This window comes from Devosia aquimaris (assembly GCF_020169335.1).
Lineage (GTDB): Bacteria > Pseudomonadota > Alphaproteobacteria > Rhizobiales > Devosiaceae > Devosia > Devosia aquimaris.
Window position 1 is genome coordinate 1452000 of record NZ_JAIEZN010000001.1, and the last position, 26950, is coordinate 1478949.

Annotated in this window: 19 protein-coding genes; 3 read left to right on the plus strand and 16 right to left on the minus strand. The window is 62.7% G+C overall.

Annotated elements, in window-relative coordinates:
* Positions 1-9: 9 nt before the first annotated feature.
* Entirely contained in the window at positions 10-1968 is a 1959-nt protein-coding gene (locus K1177_RS06955) for a beta-galactosidase (RefSeq protein WP_224702573.1), read from the plus strand.
* On the opposite strand, the gene K1177_RS06960 is transcribed toward K1177_RS06955, so the two are convergent.
* Positions 1937-4084: a ComEC/Rec2 family competence protein gene (locus tag K1177_RS06960; RefSeq protein WP_224702574.1), complete on the minus strand. Its 2148-nt coding sequence runs from the start codon at positions 4082-4084 to the stop codon at positions 1937-1939. The two genes, K1177_RS06955 and K1177_RS06960, sit on opposite strands and share 32 nt — an antisense overlap.
* A gap of 35 nt (positions 4085-4119) precedes the next feature.
* Here K1177_RS06960 and gltX point away from each other — a divergent pair, with 35 nt between their 5' ends.
* Together gltX and gltA are read left to right on the plus strand one after the other, a co-directional pair.
* A complete protein-coding gene (gltX, locus tag K1177_RS06965) occupies positions 4120-5580 on the plus strand; it encodes a glutamate--tRNA ligase (RefSeq protein WP_224702575.1) in 1461 nt (486 codons plus the stop codon).
* A gap of 156 nt (positions 5581-5736) precedes the next feature.
* Positions 5737-7026, plus strand: coding sequence for a citrate synthase (gene gltA, locus K1177_RS06970; RefSeq protein ID WP_137152122.1), 1290 nt, complete (start codon positions 5737-5739; stop codon positions 7024-7026).
* On the opposite strand, the gene K1177_RS06975 is transcribed toward gltA, so the two are convergent.
* The 15 genes from K1177_RS06975 to dnaE form a co-directional block, all read right to left on the minus strand.
* Positions 7002-8153: a lipid-A-disaccharide synthase gene (locus K1177_RS06975; protein WP_224702576.1), complete on the minus strand. Its 1152-nt coding sequence runs from the start codon at positions 8151-8153 to the stop codon at positions 7002-7004. The two genes, gltA and K1177_RS06975, sit on opposite strands and share 25 nt — an antisense overlap.
* Positions 8154-8249: 96 nt before the next feature.
* On the minus strand, positions 8250-9059 hold the full coding sequence (gene lpxA / locus K1177_RS06980) for an acyl-ACP--UDP-N-acetylglucosamine O-acyltransferase (protein ID WP_224702577.1): 810 nt from the start codon (positions 9057-9059) through the stop codon (positions 8250-8252).
* The gene (gene fabZ / locus K1177_RS06985; protein WP_224702578.1) at positions 9056-9520 is read right to left on the minus strand and encodes a 3-hydroxyacyl-ACP dehydratase FabZ; all 465 of its coding nucleotides are present in this window, start codon (positions 9518-9520) and stop codon (positions 9056-9058) included. The genes lpxA and fabZ overlap by 4 nt, the downstream gene beginning before the upstream one ends.
* Positions 9517-10545 (minus strand): UDP-3-O-(3-hydroxymyristoyl)glucosamine N-acyltransferase, encoded by a 1029-nt coding sequence (gene lpxD / locus K1177_RS06990; protein ID WP_224702579.1) that lies wholly within the window; start codon positions 10543-10545, stop codon positions 9517-9519. Before lpxD ends, fabZ begins: the two co-directional genes overlap by 4 nt.
* A 72-nt stretch (positions 10546-10617) precedes the next feature.
* The gene (bamA, locus tag K1177_RS06995) at positions 10618-12756 is read right to left on the minus strand and encodes an outer membrane protein assembly factor BamA (RefSeq protein ID WP_224702580.1); all 2139 of its coding nucleotides are present in this window, start codon (positions 12754-12756) and stop codon (positions 10618-10620) included.
* A 183-nt stretch (positions 12757-12939) separates the two neighbouring features.
* Positions 12940-14076, minus strand: coding sequence for an RIP metalloprotease RseP (gene rseP / locus K1177_RS07000; protein WP_224702581.1), 1137 nt, complete (start codon positions 14074-14076; stop codon positions 12940-12942).
* Positions 14077-14108: 32 nt separating this feature from the next.
* Positions 14109-14969 carry a phosphatidate cytidylyltransferase gene (locus K1177_RS07005; RefSeq protein ID WP_224702582.1) on the minus strand — a complete coding sequence of 287 codons (861 nt, stop codon included), beginning with the start codon at positions 14967-14969 and terminating at the stop codon, positions 14109-14111.
* A complete protein-coding gene (locus K1177_RS07010) occupies positions 14966-15727 on the minus strand; it encodes an isoprenyl transferase (protein WP_224702583.1) in 762 nt (253 codons plus the stop codon). The genes K1177_RS07005 and K1177_RS07010 overlap by 4 nt, the downstream gene beginning before the upstream one ends.
* A 29-nt stretch (positions 15728-15756) precedes the next feature.
* Complete coding sequence (gene frr, locus K1177_RS07015; protein WP_224702584.1) at positions 15757-16311, minus strand: ribosome recycling factor; 555 nt, start codon at positions 16309-16311, stop codon at positions 15757-15759.
* Positions 16312-16329: 18 nt separating this feature from the next.
* Positions 16330-17049 carry a UMP kinase gene (pyrH, locus tag K1177_RS07020; RefSeq protein ID WP_224702585.1) on the minus strand — a complete coding sequence of 240 codons (720 nt, stop codon included), beginning with the start codon at positions 17047-17049 and terminating at the stop codon, positions 16330-16332.
* Positions 17050-17250: 201 nt separating this feature from the next.
* Positions 17251-18180 carry a translation elongation factor Ts gene (gene tsf / locus K1177_RS07025; protein ID WP_224702586.1) on the minus strand — a complete coding sequence of 310 codons (930 nt, stop codon included), beginning with the start codon at positions 18178-18180 and terminating at the stop codon, positions 17251-17253.
* 71 nt (positions 18181-18251) lie between these two features.
* Complete coding sequence (rpsB, locus tag K1177_RS07030; protein WP_224702587.1) at positions 18252-19022, minus strand: 30S ribosomal protein S2; 771 nt, start codon at positions 19020-19022, stop codon at positions 18252-18254.
* 208 nt (positions 19023-19230) lie between these two features.
* On the minus strand, positions 19231-20577 hold the full coding sequence (locus K1177_RS07035; RefSeq protein WP_224702588.1) for an MFS transporter: 1347 nt from the start codon (positions 20575-20577) through the stop codon (positions 19231-19233).
* Between the two features lie 657 nt (positions 20578-21234).
* Positions 21235-23079 (minus strand): AIPR family protein, encoded by a 1845-nt coding sequence (locus K1177_RS07040; RefSeq protein WP_224702589.1) that lies wholly within the window; start codon positions 23077-23079, stop codon positions 21235-21237.
* 301 nt (positions 23080-23380) lie between these two features.
* Entirely contained in the window at positions 23381-26836 is a 3456-nt protein-coding gene (gene dnaE / locus K1177_RS07045; protein WP_224702590.1) for a DNA polymerase III subunit alpha, read from the minus strand.
* Positions 26837-26950: the final 114 nt, after the last annotated feature.

The window sequence follows — 26950 nt, forward strand, 5'->3', positions numbered from 1 at the left end:
CTTTTGCCCATGACCACCCCTACACTTGGCGTCTGCTACTATCCCGAACACTGGTCCGAAGACGTTTGGGAAACCGACGCCGCCCGCATGGCCGAAGTCGGCATCAAATATGTCCGCATCGGCGAATTCGCCTGGTCGCGCCTGGAGCCCAAGCCCGGCCAGCTGCAGTTTGACTGGCTGATCCGCTCCATGGATGTGCTGGGCCGTCATGGCCTCAAGGTGATCTTCGGCACCCCGACGGCCACGCCGCCGCGCTGGGTCGTCGACAAGCTTCCCGACATGCTTGCCGTGGACGTGCAGGGTCGACGTCGTGGCTTCGGTTCGCGCCGCCACTATGATTTCTCCCACCTCGGCTACCGCGAGGAATGTGCCCGCATCGTGCGCCTGCTGTCGGACGCGATTGGCGACCACCCGGCGCTTGCCGGCTGGCAGACTGACAATGAATACGGCTGCCACCAGACCACGCTGTCCTATTCGCCAGCCGCCAAAGAGGGCTTCCAGCGCTGGCTGGAACAGAAGTACGGCTCCATCGAGGCGCTCAACACCGCCTGGGGCGCAGTGTTCTGGTCGATGGACTATGACCGTTTCGACCAGATCGAGCTCCCGCACCTGCTGGTCACCGATGGCGCCCCGGCCCATCTGCTCGATTTCCGCCGCTACTCCTCTGATCAGGTCAGCGCCTTCAACAAGGTGCAGTATGACATCCTCAAGGCCCGTCGCCCGGACCTGCCGGTGATCCACAATTTCATGGGCCGCTTTGTCGACTTCGATCACTATGACCTGGCGGAAACCCTCGATGTCGCCGCCTGGGACGCCTACCCGCTCGGCCATCTCGATGGCGGTCCGGAGTCCGACGAGGTCAAGCGCGCCTACATGCGCCAGGGCGAGCCGGACTTCCAGGCCTTCTACCACGACCTCTACCGCACCGTCGGCCATGGCCGCTGGTGGATCATGGAGCAGCAGCCCGGTCCGGTGAACTGGGCCACGCACAATCCCGATCCCCTGCCCGGCATGGCCCGTCTCTGGGCCTGGGAAGCCTTTGGCCATGGCGCCGAAGTGGTGTCCTATTTCCGCTGGCGCCAGGCGCCCTTCGCGCAGGAACAGATGCACGCCGGCCTGCTGCGCCCCGATAGCGAACCGGCGCCGGCCTATGACGAAGCCTCCCAGGTCGCCCGCGAACTCAAGCAGATCGGTCTCGCCGGTACGGCAAACAAAGGCCGCGTCGCCATCGTCTATGACTATGAGAGCGAATGGGCCTGGCAGATCCAGCCCCAGGCCGATGGCTTCTCGCATGGCGCCCATGTGCGCGGCATCTACGCCGCCTTCCGCAAGCATGGCGTGGACATCGATATCATCTCGCCCCACACCAAGAGCTTTGCCGGCTATGACATCGTCGCCATTCCGGCACTGTTCAGCTGGAATGACGATCTGCGATCGGCCGTCGAATCCTTTGAAGGTCACCTGCTGATCGGACCGCGCACCGGCTCAAAGACGGAGAACTTCTCCATCCCGGCACGGCTGGCCCCCGACCTGGCCGCCAACCTGCTCGACGTCAAGGTGATGCGCATCGACAGCATCAATCCGGCCGTCGAAGTCGAGGTCAAGGGCGGCGGTGCCGTGACTCACTGGCGCGAGCGCATCGAGACCAAGGCCAATGTGATCTTCGAGGACGTCGAAGGCTGGCCGGTGCTGATGTCGCAGGGCAAGCTGTTCTACCTCGGTGCCGCTGGCACCAAGGCGCTGGTGCAGCGCGTGGTGGACTATCTGATCGCCGAAGCCGACCTGCCGACGCTGGCCCTGCCCGCCGGCGTCCGCTGCCGCACGCGCGATGGCTTCCGCATCTATGTCAACTACGGCGCCCACGCGGCCACTCTGGTGCCGGCCAGCGACGAGGCCGGCTACGCGCTGGGCTCGGCAGAGATGACGCCCGCCGGCGTCACCGTGGCACGACTCGCCAGGGCCTCGTGATACTTGGAATGGCGGCGCGGATAATAAACCGCGCCGCTGCCCTGTCCCATGCCAGCCACTGCACCCCGCCTCTGGCCAGCGTATCGGCATCGATGATCTGACTGCCGCTACAGAAGCGCGGCACGTCCATGCGGGCAATGACCAGATCCACAGCACCACAGTCATCGACAAAGGCCGCCGTGTTCTTGACCACGGCAATGCTGAAGTCGGGGGTGTGGGCGATGCAGCCCAGGCTGTCGCAGCCAAGGTCTGCAAAGCCCTCCGTGATGTCCCACTGATAATGGTCGATCCAGGCCTGCACCACGAAGCTGTTGGCGCTCCCGCTGATCAACCCCATGCCGTCCTGCGTCCGCACGGCCACGGCCTGCGTGCTGTCGGCGACCAGCACATCAGGGCGCGCTTCAAGTCCGGCGATCAGCACCAGCGGCAATGCCGCAGCCGGACCCAGGAAGCGTAGTCGCCCTGGAAAGAAGGCAAACCAGCCCAGGGCAACCAGGCCGATCAGCAGAGCCCAACCGGTCAGCAACGGGTTACCCGTCCAGTTCTCGCTCCACCCTGCGACCAGTGTGGCGACGTCAACCATCCGATCAATGCCCCAGCCCATCATAAGGAGGAACGGCGCCTCTATCCCCAGCGGCATGGCCAGCACCGACAGCACGGCAAAGGGCATGATGATGAGGCCAACCACCGGCAGCACCAGCACATTGCTGATCACGCCCAGCGGCGCGGTTTGCTGAAAATGATAGGCCGAGAACAACAGCGTCGCCGCACCGGCGATCAGGCTGGTCAGCGCCGTCGCCCAGACTGTGTCCCACAGCCGCCCAGGCCACGAGCGCAGAACGGGCAGGCTCTGCCGCGGCATCTCGTAGACGCCGATGAGGGCCACCACTGCGGCGAAGGACAGCTGGAAACTGGCGCGGAACACGCTGGCCGGGTCGATGGCGATAATGACGACGGCGACAATGGCCACATTGCGCATGGTCAGCGCCTGCCGCCCCGCCAGCACGGCACCAAAAATCAGCCCGAGCATCATCGCTGAACGAAGCGCCGGCACATTGGCCAGCCCGCCGGCCAACAGCATATAGCCCATTGCGGCCAGCAGGCCCGCCACGGCAGCGACGCGCTTGACCGGCAGCCGGCCTGTCGTCGCGGGAACTGCCGCCAGAAGCCAGCGCAACAGCCAGAAAATGCCGCCAGCGACGATCGACAGGTGCAGACCCGAGATCGAATAGATATGCGCCAGCCCCGACTGCGCCATGAAGTAGCGTGTCTCGTCGCTGATGGCGCTCTGGTCGCCTACCACCATGGCCCGGCCAATGGCGGCCGACACACCGTCCAGTTGCGCGTCAATGCGCTGCCCAATGCCCATACGCAGCAGTTCGACACCGCGCAGCAGATCATAGCTTGAGCCGGCCTGCACCAGGGCGAAATCGCTGGTGGCAGAGCCATAGGCGCCAACGCCGGCAAAATAGGCATGGAACTGCCCGTCAAAGGCTCCCGGCAGGATCGGGCCCGGCACCGGCGCCAGCCGCATCCGCGCCCGGATGATGTCGCCCGGCGCCAGCGGCGGCTGCGGCGGCACGGTCAACCGCGCCTTGCGGATCGGCACGGCCCGCGTGCCATCAAGCGGCAGAAGCGCCGTGACGATGACGCGCCTGTCCCCATCGGTGGCTGAGACAATCTCGTCGACACGGGCCTCGAACAGCCCGTAGGCGGGCCACGCCAACATGGGTGTGCCAAACAGCCAGCCGTGAATGGGAAGCAGGCAGGCGCCCAACAGCGCCGCAGTCAACAAACCAGCCCAAAGCACCTGCATTGATCGGCGCAGAGCCCCCAGCAAACCGAGCGCCAACAGGACCAACCCGCCCAGCGCGAGCGGACTGGGCTCCTCGGGAAGCTGCACATAGCCAGCAAGCCCCAGGATCATCGCAAAGGGCAGAAGCACGAACACACGCCGTCCGGCGATGGCCGTTGAAAGCGCGGACTGGAGCGATGAAAGCCGAGTGACCGGCACATCGAATGGACGGCGCGGCACCGTCGGTGGCGCCGGCATCAAAGGCAGCGCCACGGCACGCGCAGCCAGCCGATCCGTCTCCAGACTATCGCCCTGCTGCACCGGCCCTGCCCCCGCCCTTGCGCTCGTGCCCTTCTATGCTACACACGGCGCACACTCTCTCCAAGCACTCCGGTCTCATGTCCCAGGTCGTCACCCGTTTCGCCCCCTCGCCCACCGGCTACCTCCACATCGGCGGCGCCCGCACTGCGCTGTTCAGCTGGGCTTTCGCCAAGAACCAGGGCGGCAAGATGCTGCTGCGCATCGAGGACACCGATCGCGAACGCTCGACCGAAGCGGCTGTGATTGCCCTTGTCGATGGCCTGAAATGGCTGGGCCTGGATTGGGATGGCGAGCCGATCAGCCAGTTCGGCCGCGCCGCGCGCCATGCCGAGATCGCTCATGAGCTGGTCAAGCTTGGCCACGCCTACTACTGCTATTGCTCGCCCGCCGAGCTCGACCAGATGCGCGAAGAGGCCCGCGCTGCCGGCAAGCCGCCGCGCTACAACGGCTATTGGCGCGACCGTGACCCGTCCGAGGCGCCGGCCGGCGTCGCACCCGTTATCCGCATCAAGGCTCCGCTGAGCGGCGACATCGTCGTCAACGACCATGTCCAGGGCAAGGTGGTGTTCAAGGCCGAGAACCTGGACGATTTCATCATCCTGCGTTCGGACGGGACCCCGACCTATATGCATGCCGTCGTCGTCGACGACCATGACATGGGCGTCACCCACATCATCCGCGGCGACGATCATCTCACCAATGCAGCCCGCCAGATCGTGATCTACAACGCCATGGGCTGGACGGTGCCGGAAATGGCGCATATCCCGCTGATCCATGGCCCGGACGGCGCCAAGCTGTCCAAGCGCCACGGCGCCCTGGGTGTCGAGGCCTATCGCCAGATGGGTTACCTGCCTGCGGCGCTGCGCAACTACCTGGCGCGCCTGGGCTGGAGCCACGGCGACGACGAGTTCTTCACCACCGACCAGATGGTCGAGTGGTTTAGCCTCGACGCCCTCAACAAGGGCGCGGCACGTTTCGACTTCGTCAAGCTCGAGAACATCAACGGCCATTATATCCGCGAGGCCACGCCCGACTATCTCTATGACGTGATGCTGGCGACCGCCCAGGAACTGGGCCGCGCCATGGACGTCGACGGGCTGACGGCCAACAAGGCCACGGTGCTTTCGGCCCTGCCCGAGCTGCAGCCGCGCGCCAAGACCGTGCTCGAGCTGATCGATCTGGCCCAGTTCATCTATGCGTCACGTCCGCTTACTATTGATGCGGCTGCGTCGGCTCTGCTGACCACCGATTCACGCGCCATTCTGTCCGACATGGCCGAACTGCTGCGCGGGCTCAACGAATGGACGGTGCCCGCAATCGACGCCGCCATGCGCACCCTGGCTGAATCCAAAGGACTCAAGCTTGGCAAGCTGGCGCAACCCCTGCGCGCGGCCCTGACGGGCCGCACCATTTCGCCCGGGATTTTCGAGGTCATGGTGCTGATCGGACGCGACGAGACCATGGCCCGCCTGGGCGATCAAATCGGCACTGTCTAGTGCTATTCGGAGGGTAAGCCTTGCTTACCCATCAGTTGCCTCGGGCCGGCAAAAGCTGATACCTGTCCGAGGACATATGTGACGACCACATAGCCGGCCCCATGACGTGTGCGACTTTGATCGCACGGCGCATTCGGGGCCATCGAGGAGAGCTCAATGACCGACAAAGTCGCCAAACTCGTCATCGGGGACCAGACCCACGAATTCCCAGTTCTGTCCGGCTCGGTGGGCCCGGATGTGATCGACATTCGCACGCTCTATGCCAAGACCGGCATGTTCACCTACGACCCCGGCTTCACCTCTACGGCGGCCTGCGACAGCGCCATCACCTATATCGACGGCGACAAGGGCGAATTGCTCTACCGCGGCTACCCCATTGACCAGCTCTCCGAAAAGAGCAGCTATCTCGAAGTCTGCTACCTGCTGCTCTACGGCGAACTGCCGAACAAGGAAAAGCTGGCCGAGTTCGATGAGCTGGTGACCCGACACACCATGGTGCATGAGCAGATGCACTATTTCTATCGTGGCTTCCGCCGTGACGCCCATCCGATGGCCATCATGACCGGCGTGGTCGGCGCCATGGCCGCCTTCTACCATGACTCCACCGACATCACCGACCCGCGTCAGCGCGAGATCGCCTCGATCCGCATGATCGCCAAGATGCCCACGATCGCTGCCATGGCCTACAAGTATTCGGTCGGCCAGCCCTTCGTCTATCCGCGCAACGATCTCGACTATGCGTCGAACTTCCTGCACATGTGCTTCTCGGTTCCGGCCGAGCAGTATGAGGTGAACCCGACCATCGCCAAGGCGATGGACCTGATCTTCACCCTGCATGCCGACCACGAGCAGAACGCCTCGACCTCGACCGTGCGCCTCGCCGGTTCGTCCGACGCCAACCCCTTCGCCTGTATCGCGGCCGGCGTGGCCTGCCTGTGGGGCCCTGCCCATGGCGGCGCCAATGAAGCCGCGCTCAACATGCTCAAGCAGATCGGCACCGTCGATCGCATTCCCGAGTTCATCGCCCGCGCCAAGGACAAGAGCGACCCGTTCAAGCTGATGGGTTTTGGTCACCGCGTGTACAAGAACTTCGATCCCCGCGCGACGGTGATGCAGAAGACGGCCAAGGAAGTGCTCGACCTGCTGGGCGTGCACAACAACCCGACGCTGCAGGTGGCCCAGGAGCTCGAGAAGATCGCGCTCGAGGACCCCTACTTCATCGAACGCAAGCTCTACCCCAACGTCGACTTCTATTCGGGCATTATCCTGGAAGCCATCGGCTTCCCCACCTCGATGTTCACCGTACTGTTCTCGGTCGCCCGCACCGTTGGCTGGATCAGCCAGTGGAAGGAAATGATCGCCGATCCGCAGAAGAAGATCGGCCGTCCGCGCCAGCTCTACAACGGCGCCCCGATGCGCGACTACGAAAGCGTCGACAACCGCTGAATTCCTGCCCAATGGCTCAGGATCCGGTCCGCCGGGTCCTGACGGGGAAAATCGGGTTCACCGGACTGCATGAGTTCCGAAAGCTCGCCAAAGGCCAGGATCTGGTCATGGCGGGCTTTTTTGTTGTCCAGCAACGCGCGTAGCGCTGAGATGCTCGCATCGGCAACGCCGCCCGCTTGCACGAGCTCGGGCAGCACGGCGCGGCCCAGGATAATATTGGGTAGCGAAACAGCCGGTCTGCCCAACTTGTCAAACGCCCGGGCCTGATGGCTGTCCATCACATAGCAGACCACCATGGGCAGGCGCGCCAGCGCCAGTTCCAGCGTGGCGGTGCCAGAGACACACAGCGCGGCAATGGCACGGCCATAGACCGCCTTGCGCTGGCTGCGTTCGGAGACAATCTCGACCGGAACCGGCCAAGCCGCCGTCTCGCGGCGCAGCCGCTCGGCCAGCGCCGGCAGGGTTGGGATGACAACACCGTCAATGGTGGGATGCTTGCCGAGCGCAGCCAGCACGTCGCGGAACATCGGCAGGTGCCGGCGCAGCTCGCCATCGCGGCTACCGGGCAACAGCATCAGCGGCCCACGCTCTGGCGGCTCAATGGCATCGAGACGCTCCGCCAGGGCCGGATGGCCGACATAGCTGGTGGGCGGGCCGCCCAGGCGCTGCATGACGGCTGGCTCAAACGGCAGCACGGCCATGACTTCGCGGAACAGCGGCGCGAGTCGCGCTGCGCGCTGGGGTGCCCGCGCCCAGACGGAGGGCGCGACATAAAGGATGACCACGCCGGCATAGCCCAATGCCTTGAGGCGCTGGGCCACCAGGCGCGAAAAATCCTGCGCATCGACCAGTACGACGATATCGGGACGCGTCGAGCGGATGAACCGCGCCGTCTGCTCGACGCGCCACAACAGCAGCGGCAACCGGCGCAGCACGTCGCTGATGCCCATGACGGCCAGGTCGCTCATCGGGAACAGCGGCGACAGCCCGCAAGCTTTCAACTCATCGCCACCGACACCACTCAGCGACAGCGACACACGGGCGCGCAGACGCTGCACCAGATCGGCGGCAATACGGTCGCCGGAGGGTTCGCCGGCCAAGATGAAGAGTTTGAGTGGGTCAGTCACGACGTTTGACTCGCCATGCTTTGGCGACCGCAGGCCACGCCGCGCGGCCCGGGCGGCGTCCGGCGCGCGGCCAGTTGCCCCCGGACGCACTGAGCATCAGTCTGCCGTCTGCCCGTCGCGCGGGGTCAGGATCGGCCGATCCGAGGCCGCCATGATGAAGGCCACCACGTCCTGCACCAGGGCATCGTCCTTGAACAGGCTTGCGGCATCCTCGACGCGCTCGCGCAGCGTGCCCTCGTTGGAGAAGATCTGCCGATAGGCAGCGCGCAGGCGATGGATCGCCTCGCGGTCGAACTTGCGGCGCTTGAGCCCGACCAGGTTGAGCCCGGTCAGCGCGGCGCGATTGCCCACGGCCATGCCATAGGGAATGATATCGCCATCCACCATCGACTGCGCGCCGACAAAGGCATGGGCGCCGATGCGGGTGAACTGGTGGATCACGCAGGTGCCGCCAAAGATCACATTGTCACCGATCTGGCAGTGGCCGGCGATGCCGACATAATTGGCCATGATGACATTGTTGCCGATGATGGCATCGTGGGCGACATGCGCGCTGGCCATGATCAGGCAGTCATTGCCGATCTTGGTCAGCATGCCACCGCCTTCAGTCCCCGGATTGATGGTGACCGACTCGCGGATGGTGCAGCGTTCGCCGATTTCCAGACGCGACGCCTCGCCATGGAACTTGAGGTCCTGCGGCACATGACCGACGGATGCGAATGGGAAAATGCGGGTGCCCGCCCCCACTTCGGTGTAGCCGTCGATGGAGACGTGCGAGATCAGTTCCACCCCGTCGTGCAGAACGACATTGGCCCCGACGATGCAATAGGGCCCGATGCGCACGCCATCCCCAAGACGAGCGCCGTCAGCGACGATGGCCGTCGGATGGACGGTCACAGAGCTCACGAAGTCGCCTCAACGATCATGGCGGTGATTTCCGCCTCGGCGATCATGGTGCCGTCGACAATGGCTTCGGCCTTATAGCGACCGACATTGCGGCGGCGCTGGATCTTGGAAATGTGGAACTCGATGACGTCGCCCGGGCCAGCCGGCTTGCGGAACTTGGCCTTGTCGACGCCCAGCATCAGAACGATGTTCTTCCGGCCGCCCGTCGAGTCATGCTTGATCACGATCGCGCCGGCCGTCTGGGCCATGCCTTCAATGATCAGCACGCCCGGGAAAATCGGGTTCTCAGGGAAGTGGCCCTGGAAAATGGGCTCGTTGAACGTGACGTTCTTGATGCCGACCGCACTCTCATCGCCATTGATGTCGATGATCTTGTCGATCATCAGGAATGGATAGCGATGTGGCAGGCTCTTGAGGATCTCGGCAATGCTCATCGCAGTGAGCTCGGTGCTCTCGTTCATCCCCGTTTGTCTCCCTTGGAAAGTCTACGCACGACGGCGATCTCTCGCCAAAAATCTCGAATATCCTGTGCTGGCGCGCCAGCTAGCTTGGAACCCTCGGGCCAGTCCTTGGTGACGGCGGCACGGCCATGCACCACCGACCCCGAACCGATGTTCAGATGGCCCGACGTGCCCACGCCGCCGCCCATCAGCACGCCATCGCCAACAATGGTGGAGCCCGAAAGCCCGGACATGGCCGCGATCAGGCAATTGCGTCCAATCCGACAGTTGTGTCCGATCTGGACCAGATTGTCGATCTTGGTGCCTTCGCCAATCATGGTGTCGCCCAGGGCGCCCCGGTCGATTGTCGAATTGGCCCCGATCTCCACGCGATCCTGGATCAACACACGCCCAAGCTGCGGCACCTTGCGGTTGCCGCGCCCCTGGTCGAGCCAGCCGAAGCCCTCCGTGCCAATACGCGTGCCGGAGTGGATCACCACGTCATTGCCGATATGGGCACAGTCGATGGTGCAGTTGGCGCCAATCATGCTGTTGCGACCAATGGTGACGCCGGTACCGATGACCGTGTTGGCGCCGATGGTCGTCCCACGACCGATTTCGACGCCATCGCCGATCACCACATTGGCCCCGATGGAGACGTCGGCCTCAATGAGCGGTTCACCCAGATCCGGGCGACGACCGGCCATGATGGCACGGGTACTGTTGGGAAACAGCACGTCCAGCAGATCGGCAAACAGGGGATGCGGCTTGTCGCACACGACGGGCACAACGCCCTCGGGGACCAGCTCGAGCAGCGCCGGCAGCACGATGACCACGCCAGCGCCGGTTGCACTCAATTCGGCGCTGTAACTCGAATGGGCCGCCAGGGCGAGATCGCCAGGCCCGGCCAGATCGAGATCCTGCACGCCGGATATCACAAGATCGGCCGCCGGCCCCGACGGGATCAGCTCACTGCGGCCCAGGCCGGCAAGAATATCACGAACCGTTGTCGGACCGGCAAAGCGATGAAAACGAGTATCGACCATGGAGCCACTCAAAAGCATTGAGCCGCGGCGCTACCGCCCCGCGGCTCAATGAACTGTATCACACGATAACGACTAGAGCAGCGTCTGCAGAGTGAGCTGGAACACCTGAGTGCGATCCGAGCTCGACTTGTTGAGAACATGCGCGAAGTCGCCACGCAGAGGACCAAACGGCGAGTCCCAGATCAGGGAGGCACCGATCGACGTCCGCCACGGCACATCCGTGCTGCCTGCATCGACAGGCGACAGGGCTGCTGCGCCGGTGCCGATCTTGGGCAGGCCATCAACCCAGGCCGCATCGGCCCAGATTGCGCCGCTCAGCCCATAGCTCTCGGGCAGTGCCGGGATCGGGAAGCTGATTTCGGCAGACAGGCCGGCGTACATGGTCGCGCCGAGATATTCGCCGCTTGCCAGACGCGGGCCCAGGCCACGGCCTTCAAAGCCACGGATCAGCTGCGAACCAGGGTTGAAGGCTTCCACAGCATGCACACCCGTGCCGCTGAGGTCGTTGATCACGCCAGCCTGGCCCTTCAGGCTTGCCACGATACCGCTGTCCTCCATCAGGGGGACGAAGTAGCGAGCACGGCCTTCGGACTTGATCAGGTTGTGGTCCCAGCCAATGTACTGCTGCGTAAAGGTCGCATACAGGCCAGTGGTCGGCTTCTTGAGATCGTCAAGACCATTCCAGGTCAGCGTGTAGCCGCCATAGGCCTTGAAGAACTCCTGACCATCGACAACCAGCGACGACTGATAGCGCGGATTGTCCTTGGTGTCGGTGATGAGCTTGCGCTCAACGCCACCAAACACGGTTGCGCTCAGATCGGACGTCAGCGGGATGCCAGCGCGCAGCTGACCGCCGGTGGCCTGCGAACCATAGTAGCTCGAGGTCGTCTCTTCGCTGATGCGGTGATACGCATCCACGCCAGCCGACACCTTGAGGCCCATGAAGCGCGGCTCGGTGAAGGAGAAGTCGAACGTACGGCCGGCCTGCGATGCGCCGATGGCGGCACGCAGATACTGGCCACGACCCAGGAAGTTGCGCTCGGTGAGCGACACTTCACCCAGGATACCGTCAGCAGTCGAGTAACCGGCGGTCGCACCATATTCACCGGTGGACTTTTCGGTCAGGGCGACATTGACGACAACCTTGTCAGGCGCCGAACCCGGAGCCGTCGTCACATTCACGGCCGAGAAGAAATCCAGGGCCTGGATGTTGTTGCGACCACGGATGACCAGAGCACGGTTGAAGGGGTCGCCTTCAGCAAACTCCAGCTCGCGACGGATGACGAAGTCACGCGTCTTGTCGTTGCCGGTGATGTTGATGCGCTCAACATACACACGCGGACCTTCGTCAACCAGATAGGTGACCTTGAAGGTGCCGTTGGCGGCATCACGCTCGAGGCGAGCGCGGACGTCGGCAAAGGAGTAACCCTGCGTCGTCGCCTCATAGGTCATGTCTTCGATGGTGGACTGCAGCTCGTTCACCGAGTAGCGGCCGCCCTCGCCCGTCTGCACCACACCCTTGAGGGCATTGGTATTCAGGCCAGGAATGCTGGTTTCGATCCCGACCTGCGAGAAGGAGTACTTCTGGCCTTCGTTGATCGTGAAATTGATGAAATAGGCGTTCTTGGCAGCGTCATACTCGCCAACCGAGGTCACCTGGGTGTCCGGGTAGCCGCGGTTTGCGTAGTACAGGCGGATCCGCTCACGGTCGACGGCGATCTTCTGCTCGTCGTAGCTGTCATCCTTGAGGAGCCAGCTCAGGAAGCCGGTTTCCTTGGTGAGCATGGCACCCTTGAGGTTGCCGCCATTGATGGAATTGTTGCCGGTGAAGTTGATCGCAGCGATACCCGCGCGATTGCCTTCATTGATGGTGAACACCACACGCACACGACCGTCAGCCGTTGCCTCGGTCCGCGGCACCACCGAGATGGAGCGGAAGCCCTCGCGATCATAGGCCTGACGGATGCTCTCCGTGTCGGCTGCCAGACGCTGCTGGGTGAAGATGCCGGAAGCCGACACATCAACCATCGTCAGCAGCTGCGCATCGGTGAAGCGGCGATTGCCCTCGAACAGAACGGAAGCGACCAGCTGGTCCTTCGCCTGCACAGTCGCAACACCCAGAACCGGAACACTGGCGCCAGCAAGTGGAGCAGCCCCGAGTATCGCAAGCGCCAGGAATGCACCGCGCATCGACGTAGTGGGGTGGATCATATTATTTTTGCCTTCTGCGACCGAACCCAGAGAATCGCCATGCACAGCGATCCCCAAGATAACTCCATGACACCGTTTTACCGCCTTTTTAACCAAGGACAAGGTGTAAGCCTCGACGCGGTTAGCAAAAGCTTCGTGCCCTTGTATTCGAGCAACACCTTACGAACCAAGGTTAACAGGGCGTTAACGCAGGATCCCCAGGTACTCAAACAGCGTATCGTTGATGAGCGTGAACACCATCAGACTCAGGACCAGGGTAAATCCGATACGGAACCCGATCTCCTGAACCTTCATGCTGAGCGGACGCCCCCTAACAGCTTCAATCAGATAGTACAGCAGATGTCCGCCGTCGAGCATAGGTACAGGCAAAAGGTTGAATAAACCGATATTTAGCGACAGCAGCGCCATCAGATTTATGAGTGCGACAATTCCCAGAGTCGCCACCTCGCCGGAAACCCGCGCGACCTTGACCGGTCCGCCAAGCTGCTGAACATCACCCTTGCCGACGAAAAAATCACCCATGAACGCGGCGGTGCGCTGCACGATGAACCGAATTTCCTCGGTGGTCATGCCGATCGCCTCGACCGGGTCGGGTCGATACAGACTCACATCGCCATCGCTGACGTCCCGCGCGACCCCGATCCGCCCGATCCGCTGCTCGCTTCCGAACGGACCCTCGACCTTGGTTGCCTCCGGCACCAGCGTGATCGTCTGCGGCTGCTGGTTGCGCGAGATTTCGATGGTGACCTGGCGGTCCGGGCTGGTCGCCACCAGGCGCTGGAAGTCCTCAAAGCCGCGCACCTTGTAGCCATCCACGGCCAGAACAATGTCGCCCGGCTCGATGCCCGCGCTCTCTGCCACCGACCCAGCCACGACATCGCCGATCACCGGCGGGATGGTGTAGCGCCCATAGCCCAGAAGCAGCGCATAGAGCACCACAAAGGTCAGGATGACATTGGCAATTGGCCCGGCAGCCACCACGGCAATGCGCTGCCACACGCCCTTGTTGGCAAACAGGCGCGGCGCCAGCGTCGGATCGGCCTGCGCGATGGCGTCGGTGTCGGGGGCGCTGGCGACATTCATGTCCCCCACGAAACGGACATAGCCGCCCAGGGGGATTGCCGAGAGCCGCCAGCGGGTTCCGTGCTTGTCGGTGCGCCCGATCAACTCCTTGCCGAAGCCGACCGAGAAGGTCTCGATGGCAATGCCGTTCCAGCGCGCGACGAGGTAGTGGCCCATCTCGTGCACGAAGACGATGACCGTCAGGATGGCCAGGAATGGCACCACGAAGGACAGCAGCCAATAGATGTAGTCGATCATGATATTCCTTGTCCGTCCTGACAGGCCTCAGCCTACCAGTAGAGCAGCCCCTGTGCGACCGCATGGAAACCGGCATGCAGCCCGCCCACGAGCAGCACCAGCAAGACGCCGAATGTAAGGCTGTCCAGCCTGTCCATCAGCCCGCCATGTCCGGGAATGATGTCGCCGCTGTCCTTGATGCGGAAATGGCGCTTGATCGCGCTCTCGCCAAGGTCGCCCAACTGGCCCAGCACGCTGATCACTGCCGACAGAACCAGCCCGATCCACCACGGCGAGTCGGTGGCAACCACCCAGACCAGCAGCCCTGCCCCGGTGCCCAGCGCCAGGCCGCCCAGCGCGCCAGACCAGGTCTTGGAGGGCGAGATCTCCGGCGCCAGCTTCTCGCCGCCGATCTGCCGGCCGGCAAAGAACGCCGCCGAATCCGTCATCCACACGACTGTGCCAAGATAGACGCCGGCCAGAACCCCATCGAGCGTATTGCCGCGCATCATCAGCGCAGCGATGATGATGGCACCATAGATGCACAGGCCCAGCACCCGCCACAGCATGCCCTCGCCGCGCGCCGCCAGTGCCAGCAGGCAGGCTATGCCAATGATGGCCACGCTGCCCAGCGGACCGATCGCCGGAAACGCCAGGCCCGACAGCGCCACCAGACCGATCAGCCCATAGCCGACCGGCGTCAGCGGTGCGCGCGAGACCATGGTTTCCCACTCGCGATAGGCGCCGGCGAACACGGCTCCGACCGTCGCCGCAAAAAAATAACTGCCCAGATAGAGCGCCGTGGCCGTGACCAGGATCAGCACAAGCGCGGAAATCAGCCGCGGGCCAAGGTCTGCCCATGACCGCCGGGCAGGCTTTGACGAGTCAGACGCAGGATTGGCAGGGTCACTCAAGGCGTAGCCGCCTCAATGCCACCAAAGCGCCGCTCGCGCCGGGCAAAGGTCTCAAGCACGCGCAGGAAGCTCGCCTCGTCGAAGTCGGGCCAATATTCGTCCACGAATACCAGCTCGGAATAGGCGGCCTGCCACAGCAGGAAATTGGAAATGCGCTGCTCGCCGCTGGTGCGCACGATCAGGTCGGGATCGGGAATGCCACTGGTGTAGAGCGAGGAGGCAATCGTGTCCTCGGTGATATCCTCGGGCTTGAGCCGGCCGGCCGCCACATCGGCAGCAATGCGCCGCGTGGCCTCCACGATCTCGGCCTTGCCGCCATAGTTGAAGGCCACGATCAGCTCGAGCCCGGTATTGCCGGCTGTCTTGGCTTCGACATCATCGATCAGCCGCAGCAGCGAGGCCTCGAGCCCGGCGCGCGTGCCGATGATGCGGACCCGCACATTGTTGCGGATCAGACGCTGAAGGTCTGACGCAACAAAGCGCCGCAGCAGGTTGAAGATAAATGCGATCTCTTCGCGCGGCCGCGACCAGTTTTCCGAGGAGAAGCTGAAGACCGTCAGATGCGCCACGCCATAGTTGATGCAGAGTTCGACCAAGTTGCGGAGCGACTTGACGCCTTCGATATGGCCTTCAGTGCGGCGCTTGCCACGGGCCTTCGCCCAGCGGCCGTTGCCGTCCATGATGACCCCCATGTGCACAGGGACGCGCAGCGGCTGGCGCTGCGCGGCCGTATTGGCAATGATGGGGTCCAAAGACATCTACGCCCTCCCAGCGCAGCCGAACGGCGTCAAACCTGCATGATTTCGGCTTCCTTGGCCGCCACGATCTGATCGATCTCGGCCACGGCAGCATCGGTCGCCTTCTGCACCAGGTCGGACTGCACGCGGGCGTCGTCCTGGCTCATGTCGCTGTCTTTCTCGGCCTTCTTGAGCGCATCCATGCCATCGCGACGGATATGGCGCACGGCCACGCGCGCGGCCTCGGCATAGTTGTGGGCCACCTTGCTCAGCTCGCGCCGGCGCTCCTGGTTGAGCTCGGGCAGCGGCACGCGGATGATCTGCCCCTCCCCCATCGGGTTCAGGCCCAGGCCGCTGTCGCGGATGGCCTTCTCGACGGCATTGGCCATGCTGCGATCCCACACCTGGACGCTGAGCATGCGCGGCTCGGGCACCGTAACGGTCGCGACCTGGTTGAGCGGCATGCGCGAACCATAGGCTTCCACCGTCACCGGCTCGAGCAGGCTTGCGCTGGCACGCCCGGTCCGCAGGCCGGACAACTCGTCGCGCAGCGACGAGATCGACTTCTGCATGCGGGTCTTGAGGTCAGCGAGATCATAGGCCATTACAGTTTTCCTTCCAGTCTAGAGCGGCTTGCCGACGCGAGTACTGCGCACACGGCCAGCCAGGACGCCGGAAAGACCTTCCTTGTCGTCCAGAGAATACACGATTATCGGCATGTTGTTGTCACGGGCAAGGGCGAATGCCGCCGTATCCATGACCTTGAGGTTCTGCGTGATGACATCTTCATGGCTGATCTGGTCATAACGCGTCGCCTGAGGATCCTTCTTGGGGTCCGCGGAATAGACGCCATCGACATTGGTGCCCTTGAGCACGATATCGCATTCCAGCTCGATCGCGCGCAAGGCAGCAGCGGTATCGGTGGTGAAGAAGGGGTTGCCAATGCCGCCGCCCAGGACGACGACGAATCCGTCCTCAAGCGCCGCCTTGGCTGCGCGGGCGGTATAGGTATCGGCCACCGAAGGCATGGTGGTGGCGCTGAACACCTTGGCCTTGATGCCGATCGATGTCAGGGCGCCGGCAAGGGCCAGGGCGTTGATGACGGTACCCAGCGTGCCCATCATGTCGGCGGTGACCCGGTCACTGCCATTGGCGGCCATGGCCATGCCGCGGAAAATATTGCCACCGCCGGTGACGATGGCCATCTGCACGCCAGAGCGGGCCACTTCGGCGATCTGCTGGGCGACTGCGTCGAGAAATTCGGGCTGAATGCCAAACTGCTGGTCACCTGAAAGCGCTTCGCCGGACACTTTGAGCAGAACGCGTTTGTAGGCAGGCGCCATCGGCGAACCCCTTCTTGAGTTGAGCACAGGGGCGCCGAATCCGGCAGCACCCGGCAGACACTATGGCAAAAGCGCCATCAACAGAAGGCGTGGCGCCGGTCAAAATCAGAATTTGGCAGGGTTTTATGCTCGATCCCTGGCGAGAACATGGCCGCCGGGAGAGCGGCAGGCGGACCCATGGGGCCCGCCCGCCAGATTGGCTTACTTCACGCCGGCAGTTGCGGCGACTTCAGCAGCAAAGTCGGTCTCGACCTTCTCGATGCCTTCGCCCAGGGCGAAACGCACGAAGCGGGTCAGCTTGATCGGCGCGCCGGCATCCTTCTCGGCGTTCTTGATCGCATCGCGGACCTTGGTCTCGCCATCGATCACGAAGGTCTGGGCCAGCAGCGTGACTTCTTCGAAGTACTTGCGCATGCGGCCATCGACCATCTTCTCGGCGATCTCGGCGGACTTGCCCGATTCCTTGACCTGCTCGAGGATGATGGCGCGCTCGCGGGCCACAACCGTCTGGTCGAGATCTTCGGGATCGATCGAGAGCGGGTTGGTGGCAGCGATGTGCATGGCCAGCTGCTTGCCCAGGGTCGAGAGGGCAGCCTTGTCGCCGGTCGATTCCAGCGCGACCAGAATGCCGATCTTGCCCATGCCGGGCTTGACCGCATTGTGGACATAGCTTTCCACCACGCCGTCGGTGACCGACACAAAGGCGGTGCGACGCAGGCCCATGTTCTCGCCGATCTTGGCGACAGCCTCGGTGATCTCGGCGGAAACCGAGTGACCGGTGCCGGGGAACGGCATTTCGCCGAGCTTGACCACGTCGCCATCGGCGTCGAGAGCCAGCTTGGACACGGTGCCCACGATGGTCTGGAACTGCTCGTTGCGGGCAACGAAGTCCGTCTCGGAGTTCACTTCGACCACGGCAGCCGACGTGCCATTGGTGGCAACGCCAACCAGGCCTTCAGCAGCAACGCGATCGGCCTTCTTGGCAGCCTTGGCCAGGCCGCGGGTGCGCAGCCAGTCGACGGCGGCTTCCATGTCGCCATTGGTCTCGGCAAGAGCCTTCTTGCAGTCCATCATGCCCACGCCGGTGGAGTCACGAAGCTGCTTGACCAGGCCCGCAGTAATTTCAACCATGATAATACCTTTCGGCGACCCCTGTCCGGGGCCGCATGGTTCGAATCAAGAATAGACTGGACGTACCAGACTTAGTTGACGGTTGCGTCTTCGGTCGGGAGCTCTTCGGCCGGAGCCTGATCGGCAGCGCCGAGATCAGCACCCAGGGCCGAGGACGAACGGCCGATGCCGTCGATCGCAGCCTTGGAGATCAGCGAGACATAGAGCTCGAGAGCACGCGAGGCGTCGTCATTGCCGGGGATGGCATAGTCGACGGTGTCGGGATCGCAATTGGTGTCAACGATGGCCACGACCGGGATACCCAGGCGACGGGCTTCCTTGATCGCATTGGCTTCCTTGTTGGTGTCGATCACGAACAGCAGCGAGGGAAGGTTGCCCATGTCCTTGATGCCGCCCAGGTCACGCTCAAGGCGTTCCTGCTCGCGGCTCATCATCAGGCGCTCCTTCTTGGTGCGCAGCGCCAGCTCGTCTTCGCTCATGCCTTCGAGTTCACGCAGGCGGGCGATGGACTTGGAGATCGTCTGCCAGTTGGTGAGCGTGCCGCCCAGCCAGCGGGAGTTGACGAAATACTGGGCCGACTGCTTGGCCGCATCGGCCACCAGCGGAGCGGCCTGGCGCTTGGTGCCCACGAACAGCACGCGGCCGCCATCGGCCACGGTGTCGGAGACCAGCTGCAGCGCGCGGCTCAGGGCCGGCACGGTCTGGCTCAGGTCGAGAATGTGAATGTCGTTGCGAACGCCAAAGATGTAGCGTTCCATCTTGGGGTTCCAGCGGTGCTTCTGGTGACCGAAGTGGACGCCAGCTTCAAGCAATTGGCGCATGGAGAAATCGGGCAGTGCCATGTGGGCTGCTCCTTGTTTACCGGTTGATGCCTCCACGAAACGTTGCGACGGTTGCCCGCCACCGGATGGTTTCCCGGTTCCCCGAAAAGCCCGTCTCGTGTGTGAAATCGCGCTGACACGCAGTCAAACGCATCGCGCATATAGGGGAACTGGCCACAAAGGGCAAGAGCAACCCGCATCCCCTGCCCGATTGGCCAGCCGCGATGGCTCAGGACGGGCTGGCCACCGCTGCCCCGCCGCTGGCATCGCCATCGTCGCCCGCGGCATAGGCGCGCGACAGATCGCGATAGGGGCGCGAATTGAAGGCGATGATGGTCACCACCACGCCGACCACGCCGGCAAGGGTGAACACCAGCGCCATGCCGCGGTCGGGACCGGTACCGAACCAGCTACCGATCGATTGTGCCCCTGCCCCGTCGGTCATGAAGGGGATCACCACGAACTGGGTGAGCGGGCCGATAAGGAAGGCCGTCACCGGCGAGGCCGATTGCTCGACGGACTGGGCAAAGCCGAACACCCGGCCCTGCCGCTCCAGCGGCACGACCTTTTGCAGCGTCGTGTGCTCCGCCGCCTCGGCATAGGGCCCCAGCAGCATCCAGACGAAACAGCCGGCGGCCAGCAGCCAGATCGAGGCCTGCAGCGTGAAGACGCAGCACACCGACCAGGTGATGAGATTGACCATGAGCAGCGTGCGCAGCGGGTTCTTGCCCAGCCCGGTCCGGGCAATGATGATGCCGCTCAGGATGAAGGCGGTGGAGAGCGCGCCGAACGTCAGGCCCCAGACCTCGACGCTGACCAGCGACAGGCCATAGGCATCGAGCAGGGCCATGAAGATGCCGCCAAGGAAATTGTTGAAGCAGGCGAAAAGGATCAGGGCAAACAGGCCCGGCACGGCTGAAATCACCCGAATGGTGCCGGCGATATCGACGCGCCGGGGGGCCTCGGGATGCTCGGCGCTCGGCGCCACACGCCCCTCGTCAATGCGCACCAGGCCCAGATGCAGCAGCACCAGAATGGTGAAGCCAAGGGCCAGGCTGATCACGCCCAGCATGCCGGTATAGGCCACCAGAAAGCCCGAGATCACCGAGGTGGTGAGAAAGCCGATGCCCGAGACCATGCCGACGAGGCCATTGGCCTTGTCGCGCTCCTCTTCGGCAATCAGGATCGTTACCAGCGTCGTCAGGGCAATCGAGCGGATATTGCCGGCAATCACCCCCAGCATAACCAGCAGCACAAAGGCCCAGAGATAGGGGCCATAGGGATTGGCAAAGGCCCCCTCCGGCTCCAGCAGCAGCAGCACCAGGCTTGCGGCATAGAACAGTGCCGAAACCAGGCTCGACGCCAGCATGGCCGTCTTTTTGGCATTGTGATCCACGATCGAGCCGAACCAGAACCCGAAGGCCGCCGTGAACACCAGATAGACGCCGGCAATCATGCCGGTCGCGAACACCGACTGGGTCTCGAGATAGGTCCAGAACGTGATGGCGAACCAGACCGTGAAATTGGTGACATTGGCCACAAGGTTATTGGCCAGGATTTGGTGAAACGGCTTCATCGTCTTCGCCCTTTATCCGTCAACCGCGCGCCATGCGGACACGCAAGCTGAGTGTATCCATGCACCGGCGGACTGACGAGACGTGTCAGCAGCCGGCAGCAGGACGACGAACAAGGCACGGGGTTTTCGACCGCCGGTGTGAACCCATGCCTGGCATGAGCCTGGTCCGCCCGGATGAAGCGCAAGCCAAAGCGCCGCCTGAACGCGGTTTCGGGGTAGAGCAGCGGTGGCGAGGCGCTGGCCTCGGGATTGTGGTGGAAAGAGAAGAGGCTCGCGCCCCGCCACCGCGCCGGATTTTTCACACACGCATCGAGCAGCCGCCCTTTCGGGTTGGACAATCCATCCGAAGCGGCTCCGCGCCCTCTTCCTCGGACAGTGTCCGGCTGGTGGTCAGCATCCATGCGGGAGCCTGGCGACCCATGCCCCACCCGGCAGTCCCCACGCTGGATCACTCGTCATGACCGGGCTCCGTGGTGGGCAACGGGGCGAGTGTGGCATGGGAATTTGGGGGTGGGGATAAGGGGGGTAAGGCGCGAGGGTGCAGGGTTGCGTCGGAAATGGGGTGGCTAGCGGAATGGCGGGTCTTAGGCGAGTTCTCTCGGCAGCAGACGTTGGCCACCTATGAGACCGCAGATCGGTGTGGTTGCTGGATGTTGTCTAGTTGGCGCCGCCATTAAGCAGGGTGGCGGTCTCAGGCCCGACCTCATCCGTCGTAATTTCCAGCAGCCTCACATAGTCGTCCACGTCATTCACGTAACGGGCGCTCTTCCGCCAACGTCCGTGTGCAAAGGACTTCTTCTGCACTTGGGTGGTTTTGTCCAAACGTGTAGTCATGAATTCTTCTACGTTTTCGCTGGCCCAAAGCTCAAAGTCAGGAACCAGTTCTCGTGCTTCTGCGATCACCCGGGGCAGCCAATCGGTAAGTCCGTCCTGCCGTCGTCTTTGTAGCAGCCCGCGAACCAAAACCGTGAAAGCCAAATCGTTGGTTACCTTGTCTGCGGCAGTGCTCCACGGCCTCAGTTTGGTGATCTGTGAGTAAATAGTGTGAAGCTCGAGAAATCTGTCAATCACGGCCCCGTCCATGGCCGGTGGGATAATGCCCCCCGTACTTCTCATGATCCGCCGCTCAACCGCCAAAGCATATCGCCCGTTCGCAACACTCATGAGGCGAGTAAAGATTGTTCTGTCGACTATGTCGTTCTCGGTGATGAACCCGCTGCGTAAGGCATCCGCATACTCGCCCCGTTTCGGCTCGTATAGTAGCCCGGTTTTAGCAAAGACCACCTCGGCCACTTGCCGGTTTCCGTCGTTGCTCGCGGTCCGATCGACGTATGAGACTGCTGTTTGTGAGTTCGTTGCTGAAGATATGCTGAGGATCAGGGTCTTTTTCGATGCCTCGTCAACCTGTGGCAACGTGATGATCCGCAAGACCACTTCTTTGCCAGCAAAAAGCCGTGCCCTTTCGATGTCTGAGCTTTCGTCATAGATCCGCGCCAAAGTGAATGCTGTCTGACCACCGTTGATGATCTGAGGATTCACAATTTCAATTTGGGCTTTGTTCTTGGTTCCGACGCGCTCGCTTACGTAGGTATCGTCGGACACCATGGTGATGCCGTTATTAAGGATAGCAAATTCACCCGTCTCAACGCTGACAATGCTCTCGCGGATGCCTTCGTTGGTCCGTTGTTCTTTGAATTCCAGATACGACCGAGGATTATAGCGCAGTATAGAATTCTTGAAGCGCGAGGTTATCTGAGCAATTTCAAGAGTTGGAACGAGGACGACGGTTACTTCGCTTGGGCCATGGGCCGTGTTAATCTCCGCACTCAATCTCGAATAATTTGACTTATTGCTTAGATCGATTTGGAGTCTAAGGCTGGAGGAGTAATGCTGCTCGCCCCTAATCGTGGGCATGACCAACTCGCTGTAGCATCTTTCGAAGTTGACGATGTTGATCTGATCACCTTGAAACAGGCGCTGGGCCAGCGGGTACTGCTCTGACTTGACGTTGGCCAAAATCGTGACCCTGGTTTTGTATCGAGCGATATCGGGTACCTTTTGAACCTTCTCGACAAAGGCGTGAATATATCCATTGTATTTCTTCCCCTCTGCGTTCTCGAGATGTCCGGCGAGGATGCGGTCTAAGTCTATCGCCAGCAGCTCCTCGGGGCTGATGTTCTTCGATTCAAAATTGCTGGATCCCACCCTGAATTTCGATTGTATTACATCTATAATTTTGTTGTCAGCGTCGATGAAGTAGCCGTCGATACCGCCATCATTGCTCGCATCGGTAATTGTAGACTCTCGATCTTCGAAGTCCAGGAGCCCATAGGTAGACGCCAAATAGAGATGGATGAACGCTCTGGCCCTGGCTTGGTTTTGCTTCTCCTCGGTTGTCGTGTCGAACAACGATCGGCGTCTCTTGACGCCTTGTCCCTCTCGAACGTATTCATCGAGAATTCGGGTCAGAATTGCGTATTTCTTGTTTTGGCTCGCCTGCATGCCGCCCCCCCAACTTGGAATTGTTGTACGCAACACGGCGACAACTGGATAGCCTCACAACAGTTCAAATACAGAGTTCGTAACATCGATTTGCGCTTCCGAATTTTAACCTCGGGGTCGCGCAGAGGTTGTAGCTGGACTGCCTAATCGCTGTTGTGGCGCCACTCCTGTATGCGGGCGACGCAGCCTGCCTATCGGTGGAAATCGTGTGACTACTGCAGCTTTGAGCAAACCTCGAAGACCGGTTGAACGACCGCATTGGGGGCGCAAGCTGCCAGCGCCTCTAGCGCCAGCTCAGTCCTCAATGAAACCGCACATCCGTCACGCCATCGAGCGCCTTGATGCCGCCGGCGACTTCTGAGGTCAGGCGGTAGGTGCCGGGGAGTTCGATTTCGTATTCGCGGGCGCCGCCGTCGCGGATGACGACGAAATTGACGCTGCCCTCGCCGCCGCGCTTGAGTTGGGCGCTGATGGGGGCCAGGGCCTTGGCGTCGGCGGCAAAGACGGTCAGGCGGCGCTCGATGCGATCCTCGATGCCATCGATGGGTTGCGCGGAGAGCAGCCGCAGGCTGACGCCTTCGGCGCGCTCGTCGGCGCCTACCTGCAGGATCACCGACTTGCCCGGCTGCAGAATGGCGCCGAATTCGTTGATCTGCTCGGAAAAGGCAATGACTTCAAAACTGCCCGACTGATCGGACAGCGTCAGGATCATCATCGGCGTGCCCTTGCGGGTGCGCCGATCCTGCCGGCCGCTGATGGTGCCGGCCAGGCGCCCGGCGCTGGCCCCGTCTTTCACCGCCCGCTCGAAATCGCCCCAGCGTTGCACGCGCAGCCGCTCGAACATGTCCGAATAGGCATCGAGCGGATGGGCCGAAAGGTGAAAGCCGATGGCGCTGAGCTCGCGATCGGCGCGCTCGGTGGTCGACCAGGCCGGCACGCCCGCCGGCATGCGGATGGGCTCGGGCTCGCCCACGTCGAACATGTTCCACTGCCCCTCGCTGCGCTCGGCGGTGAGCGAATGGGCCATGCCCATCACCGCCTCGATGGCGGCAAAGGCATCTTCGCGGCGCGGTACGATGGTGTCGAAGGCGCCGGCATTGGCCAGCGTCTCCAGCGTGCGCTTGGAGAGGATGCGCGGATCGACCCGGCGGGCGAAATCGCTGAGATCCTTGAACGGGGTATCGCCGCGGGCCTCGACGATATGCTCGGCGACCTGGCGGCCGACGCCTTTGACGGCGCACAGGCCATAAAGGATCTTCTTGTCCTTGACCGAGAACACCACCGCCGAGCGGTTGACGCAGGGCGGCACCAGCTCGATCTTGTTGCGCTTGGCCTCGCTGCGGAACTCGGCGAGCTTGTCGGTATTGCCCATGTCCAGCGTCATCGACGCGGCCAGGAACTCATGGGGGTAATGCGCCTTGAGATAGGCCGTCTGATAGCTGACCAGCGCATAGGTGGCCGCATGGCTCTTGTTGAAGCCATAGTTGGCGAACTTGGCGAGCAGGTCGAAAATCGTGTCGGCCAGGCTCTGCTTGAGGCCATGCTTGATGGCGCCCTCGCGGAAGCGCTCGCGCTGCGCATCCATCTCGGCCTTGATCTTCTTGCCCATGGCGCGGCGCAGCATATCGGCTTCGCCCAGCGAATAGCCCGAGAGGAGCTGGGCGATCTGCATCACCTGCTCCTGATAGACGATGATGCCATAGGTCTCGTCGAGCACCTTGGAGAGGTCGGGATGGGGATATTCCACCTCTTCGCGGCCGTGCTTGCGGTCACAGAACAGCGGGATATTGTCCATCGGACCGGGGCGATAGAGCGCCACGATGGCGATGATGTCCTCGAAACGGTCCGGCTTCATGTCGAGCAACGCCCGGCGCATGCCGGCGCCTTCCACCTGGAACACACCAAAGGTGTCACCCCGGGCATAGAGCTCGTAGGTGGCCTTGTCGTTGATCGGGATATCCTCGATGCGGAAGCTGCCGCCATCGAGATTGACCATGTTGACGGCATATTGCACCGTCGTCAGCGTCTTGAGGCCGAGGAAGTCGAACTTGACCAGGCCCGCCGCCTCGCTCCACTTCATATTGTACTGGCACACCGGCATGTCCGAACGCGGATCGCGGTAGAGCGGCGCCAGATCCTGCAGCGGCCGATCGCCGATGATGATGCCGGCGGCATGGGTCGAGGCGTGACGGAACAGGCCCTCGAGGTTCTTGGCAATGGCCACCAGATCGGCGACGGTCTCGTCCTCGTCGGCCATCTGCTTGAAGGCCGGCACCTCGTTCATGGTGCGCTCGATGGACCAGGGATCGGCCGGATTGGCCGGCACGAGCTTGCAGATGCGGTCGACCTGACCATAGGGCATCTGCAGCACGCGACCGACGTCGCGCAGCACGGCGCGGGCCTGCAGCGTTCCGAAGGTGATGATCTGGCTGACCTGCTCGGTGCCGTATTTGCGCTGCACATAGCGGATCACCTCTTCGCGGCGATCCTGGCAGAAGTCGATGTCAAAGTCCGGCATCGACACGCGTTCCGGATTGAGGAAGCGCTCGAACAGCAGGTTGTAGGCCAGCGGGTCCAGATCGGTGATGGTGGTGGCATAGGCCACCAGCGAGCCGGCGCCCGAGCCGCGGCCCGGCCCCACCGGAATGCCCTGCGCCTTGGACCAGCGGATAAAGTCCGCCACGATGAGGAAATAGCCGGGGAACTTCATGGACTGGATGATGCCCAGCTCGAACTCCAGCCGTTCCCAATATTCCTCGGCCGTCTTGCCCGGCGCCGGGCCGGGATTGGCCAGGCGATTGCGCAGCCCCTCCTCGGCCATGGCGCGCAGCGCATCGGCCTCGGCGGCCACGGCATCGGCATCGCTCAGGTCAGGCGCGGCGGCGAATTTGGGCAGGATCGGCTTGCGCGTGCGCGGGCGATAGGAAATGCGCCGCGCGATCTCGACCGAAGACTCCAGCGCCTCGGGCAGATCGGAGAATAGCGACGCCATTTCGGCGCGGGTCTTGAAATAGTACTGGTCGTTGAGCTTGCGCCGCTCGGTCTGGGCCAGCACGGTGCCGCCGGCAATGGCCAGCAGCGCATCATGCGCCTCGAATTCCTTGACCGATTTGAAGAAGGGCTCGTTGGTGGCGACCAGCGGAATGCCCTTGCGATAGGCATAATCGACCAGACGCGGCTCGACAGCGGCCTCCTGCACCCGGCCATGCCGCTGCAGCTCGATATAGAAACGATCCCCGAAGAGCTCCGCCAGCCGGTCGAGCCGCTTGATGGCGTTGCCGTCCTGCCCCTGGGCAAAGGCCATGTCGATGGCCCCTTCGGGCCCACCGCTGAGGCAGATCAGCCCTTCCAAGCGCTCCGGCGTCAGCCAGCCCAATTGCGCCCGGGCCACGCCGCCATCGCCCTCGATATAGGATTGCGAGACGAGGCGGGAGAGATTGGCAAAGCCGGCTTCCGTCTGGGCCAGCAGCACGACGCTGGACTTGCCCGACCAGGCGCTGTGGCCACGCTCGCTGACGCGCTCCTCGGCGGCCGCAAAATCGATGGCGAGCTCCACCCCGGCCAGCGGCTGGATGCCCTTCTTGCTGGCCTTTTCGGAGAATTCCAGCGCCCCGAACAGATTGCCGGTATCGGCAATGCCCAGCGCCGGCTGCTCATCGGCGGCGGCGAGCTTGAGAATGGTCTCAAGCTGCAACGCGCCCTCGAGCAGCGAATAGGCGGAATGGACGTGAAGATGGATAAAACCGGGGCCTGGCATGATGGAACCTTTATGACCGGCCCGGGACCAGGATCATACTGTCCGCGGGCCGCAATCCACAGCCACGGTCACACGAGTCGGGTCAGCACATCCATCCAGGTCAGCGACCCGATG

What these genes read in the sequence shown, in the direction of transcription:
- K1177_RS07035 (WP_224702588.1), bottom strand. Translation starts at nt 20,577, where the DNA reads ATGAAGCCGTTTCACCAAATCCTGGCCAATAACCTTGTGGCCAATGTC.
- pyrH (WP_224702585.1), bottom strand. Translation starts at nt 17,049, where the DNA reads ATGGCGCCTGCCTACAAACGCGTTCTGCTCAAAGTGTCCGGCGAAGCG.
- tsf (WP_224702586.1), bottom strand. Translation starts at nt 18,180, where the DNA reads ATGGTTGAAATTACTGCGGGCCTGGTCAAGCAGCTTCGTGACTCCACC.
- dnaE (WP_224702590.1), bottom strand. Translation starts at nt 26,836, where the DNA reads ATGCCAGGCCCCGGTTTTATCCATCTTCACGTCCATTCCGCCTATTCG.
- frr (WP_224702584.1), bottom strand. Translation starts at nt 16,311, where the DNA reads ATGGCCTATGATCTCGCTGACCTCAAGACCCGCATGCAGAAGTCGATC.
- gltA (WP_137152122.1), top strand. Translation starts at nt 5,737, where the DNA reads ATGACCGACAAAGTCGCCAAACTCGTCATCGGGGACCAGACCCACGAA.
- gltX (WP_224702575.1), top strand. Translation starts at nt 4,120, where the DNA reads ATGCTACACACGGCGCACACTCTCTCCAAGCACTCCGGTCTCATGTCC.
- K1177_RS07010 (WP_224702583.1), bottom strand. Translation starts at nt 15,727, where the DNA reads ATGTCTTTGGACCCCATCATTGCCAATACGGCCGCGCAGCGCCAGCCG.
- bamA (WP_224702580.1), bottom strand. Translation starts at nt 12,756, where the DNA reads ATGATCCACCCCACTACGTCGATGCGCGGTGCATTCCTGGCGCTTGCG.
- K1177_RS06955 (WP_224702573.1), top strand. Translation starts at nt 10, where the DNA reads ATGACCACCCCTACACTTGGCGTCTGCTACTATCCCGAACACTGGTCC.
- K1177_RS07040 (WP_224702589.1), bottom strand. Translation starts at nt 23,079, where the DNA reads ATGCAGGCGAGCCAAAACAAGAAATACGCAATTCTGACCCGAATTCTC.
- rseP (WP_224702581.1), bottom strand. Translation starts at nt 14,076, where the DNA reads ATGATCGACTACATCTATTGGCTGCTGTCCTTCGTGGTGCCATTCCTG.
- fabZ (WP_224702578.1), bottom strand. Translation starts at nt 9,520, where the DNA reads ATGAACGAGAGCACCGAGCTCACTGCGATGAGCATTGCCGAGATCCTC.
- rpsB (WP_224702587.1), bottom strand. Translation starts at nt 19,022, where the DNA reads ATGGCACTGCCCGATTTCTCCATGCGCCAATTGCTTGAAGCTGGCGTC.
- lpxD (WP_224702579.1), bottom strand. Translation starts at nt 10,545, where the DNA reads ATGGTCGATACTCGTTTTCATCGCTTTGCCGGTCCGACAACGGTTCGT.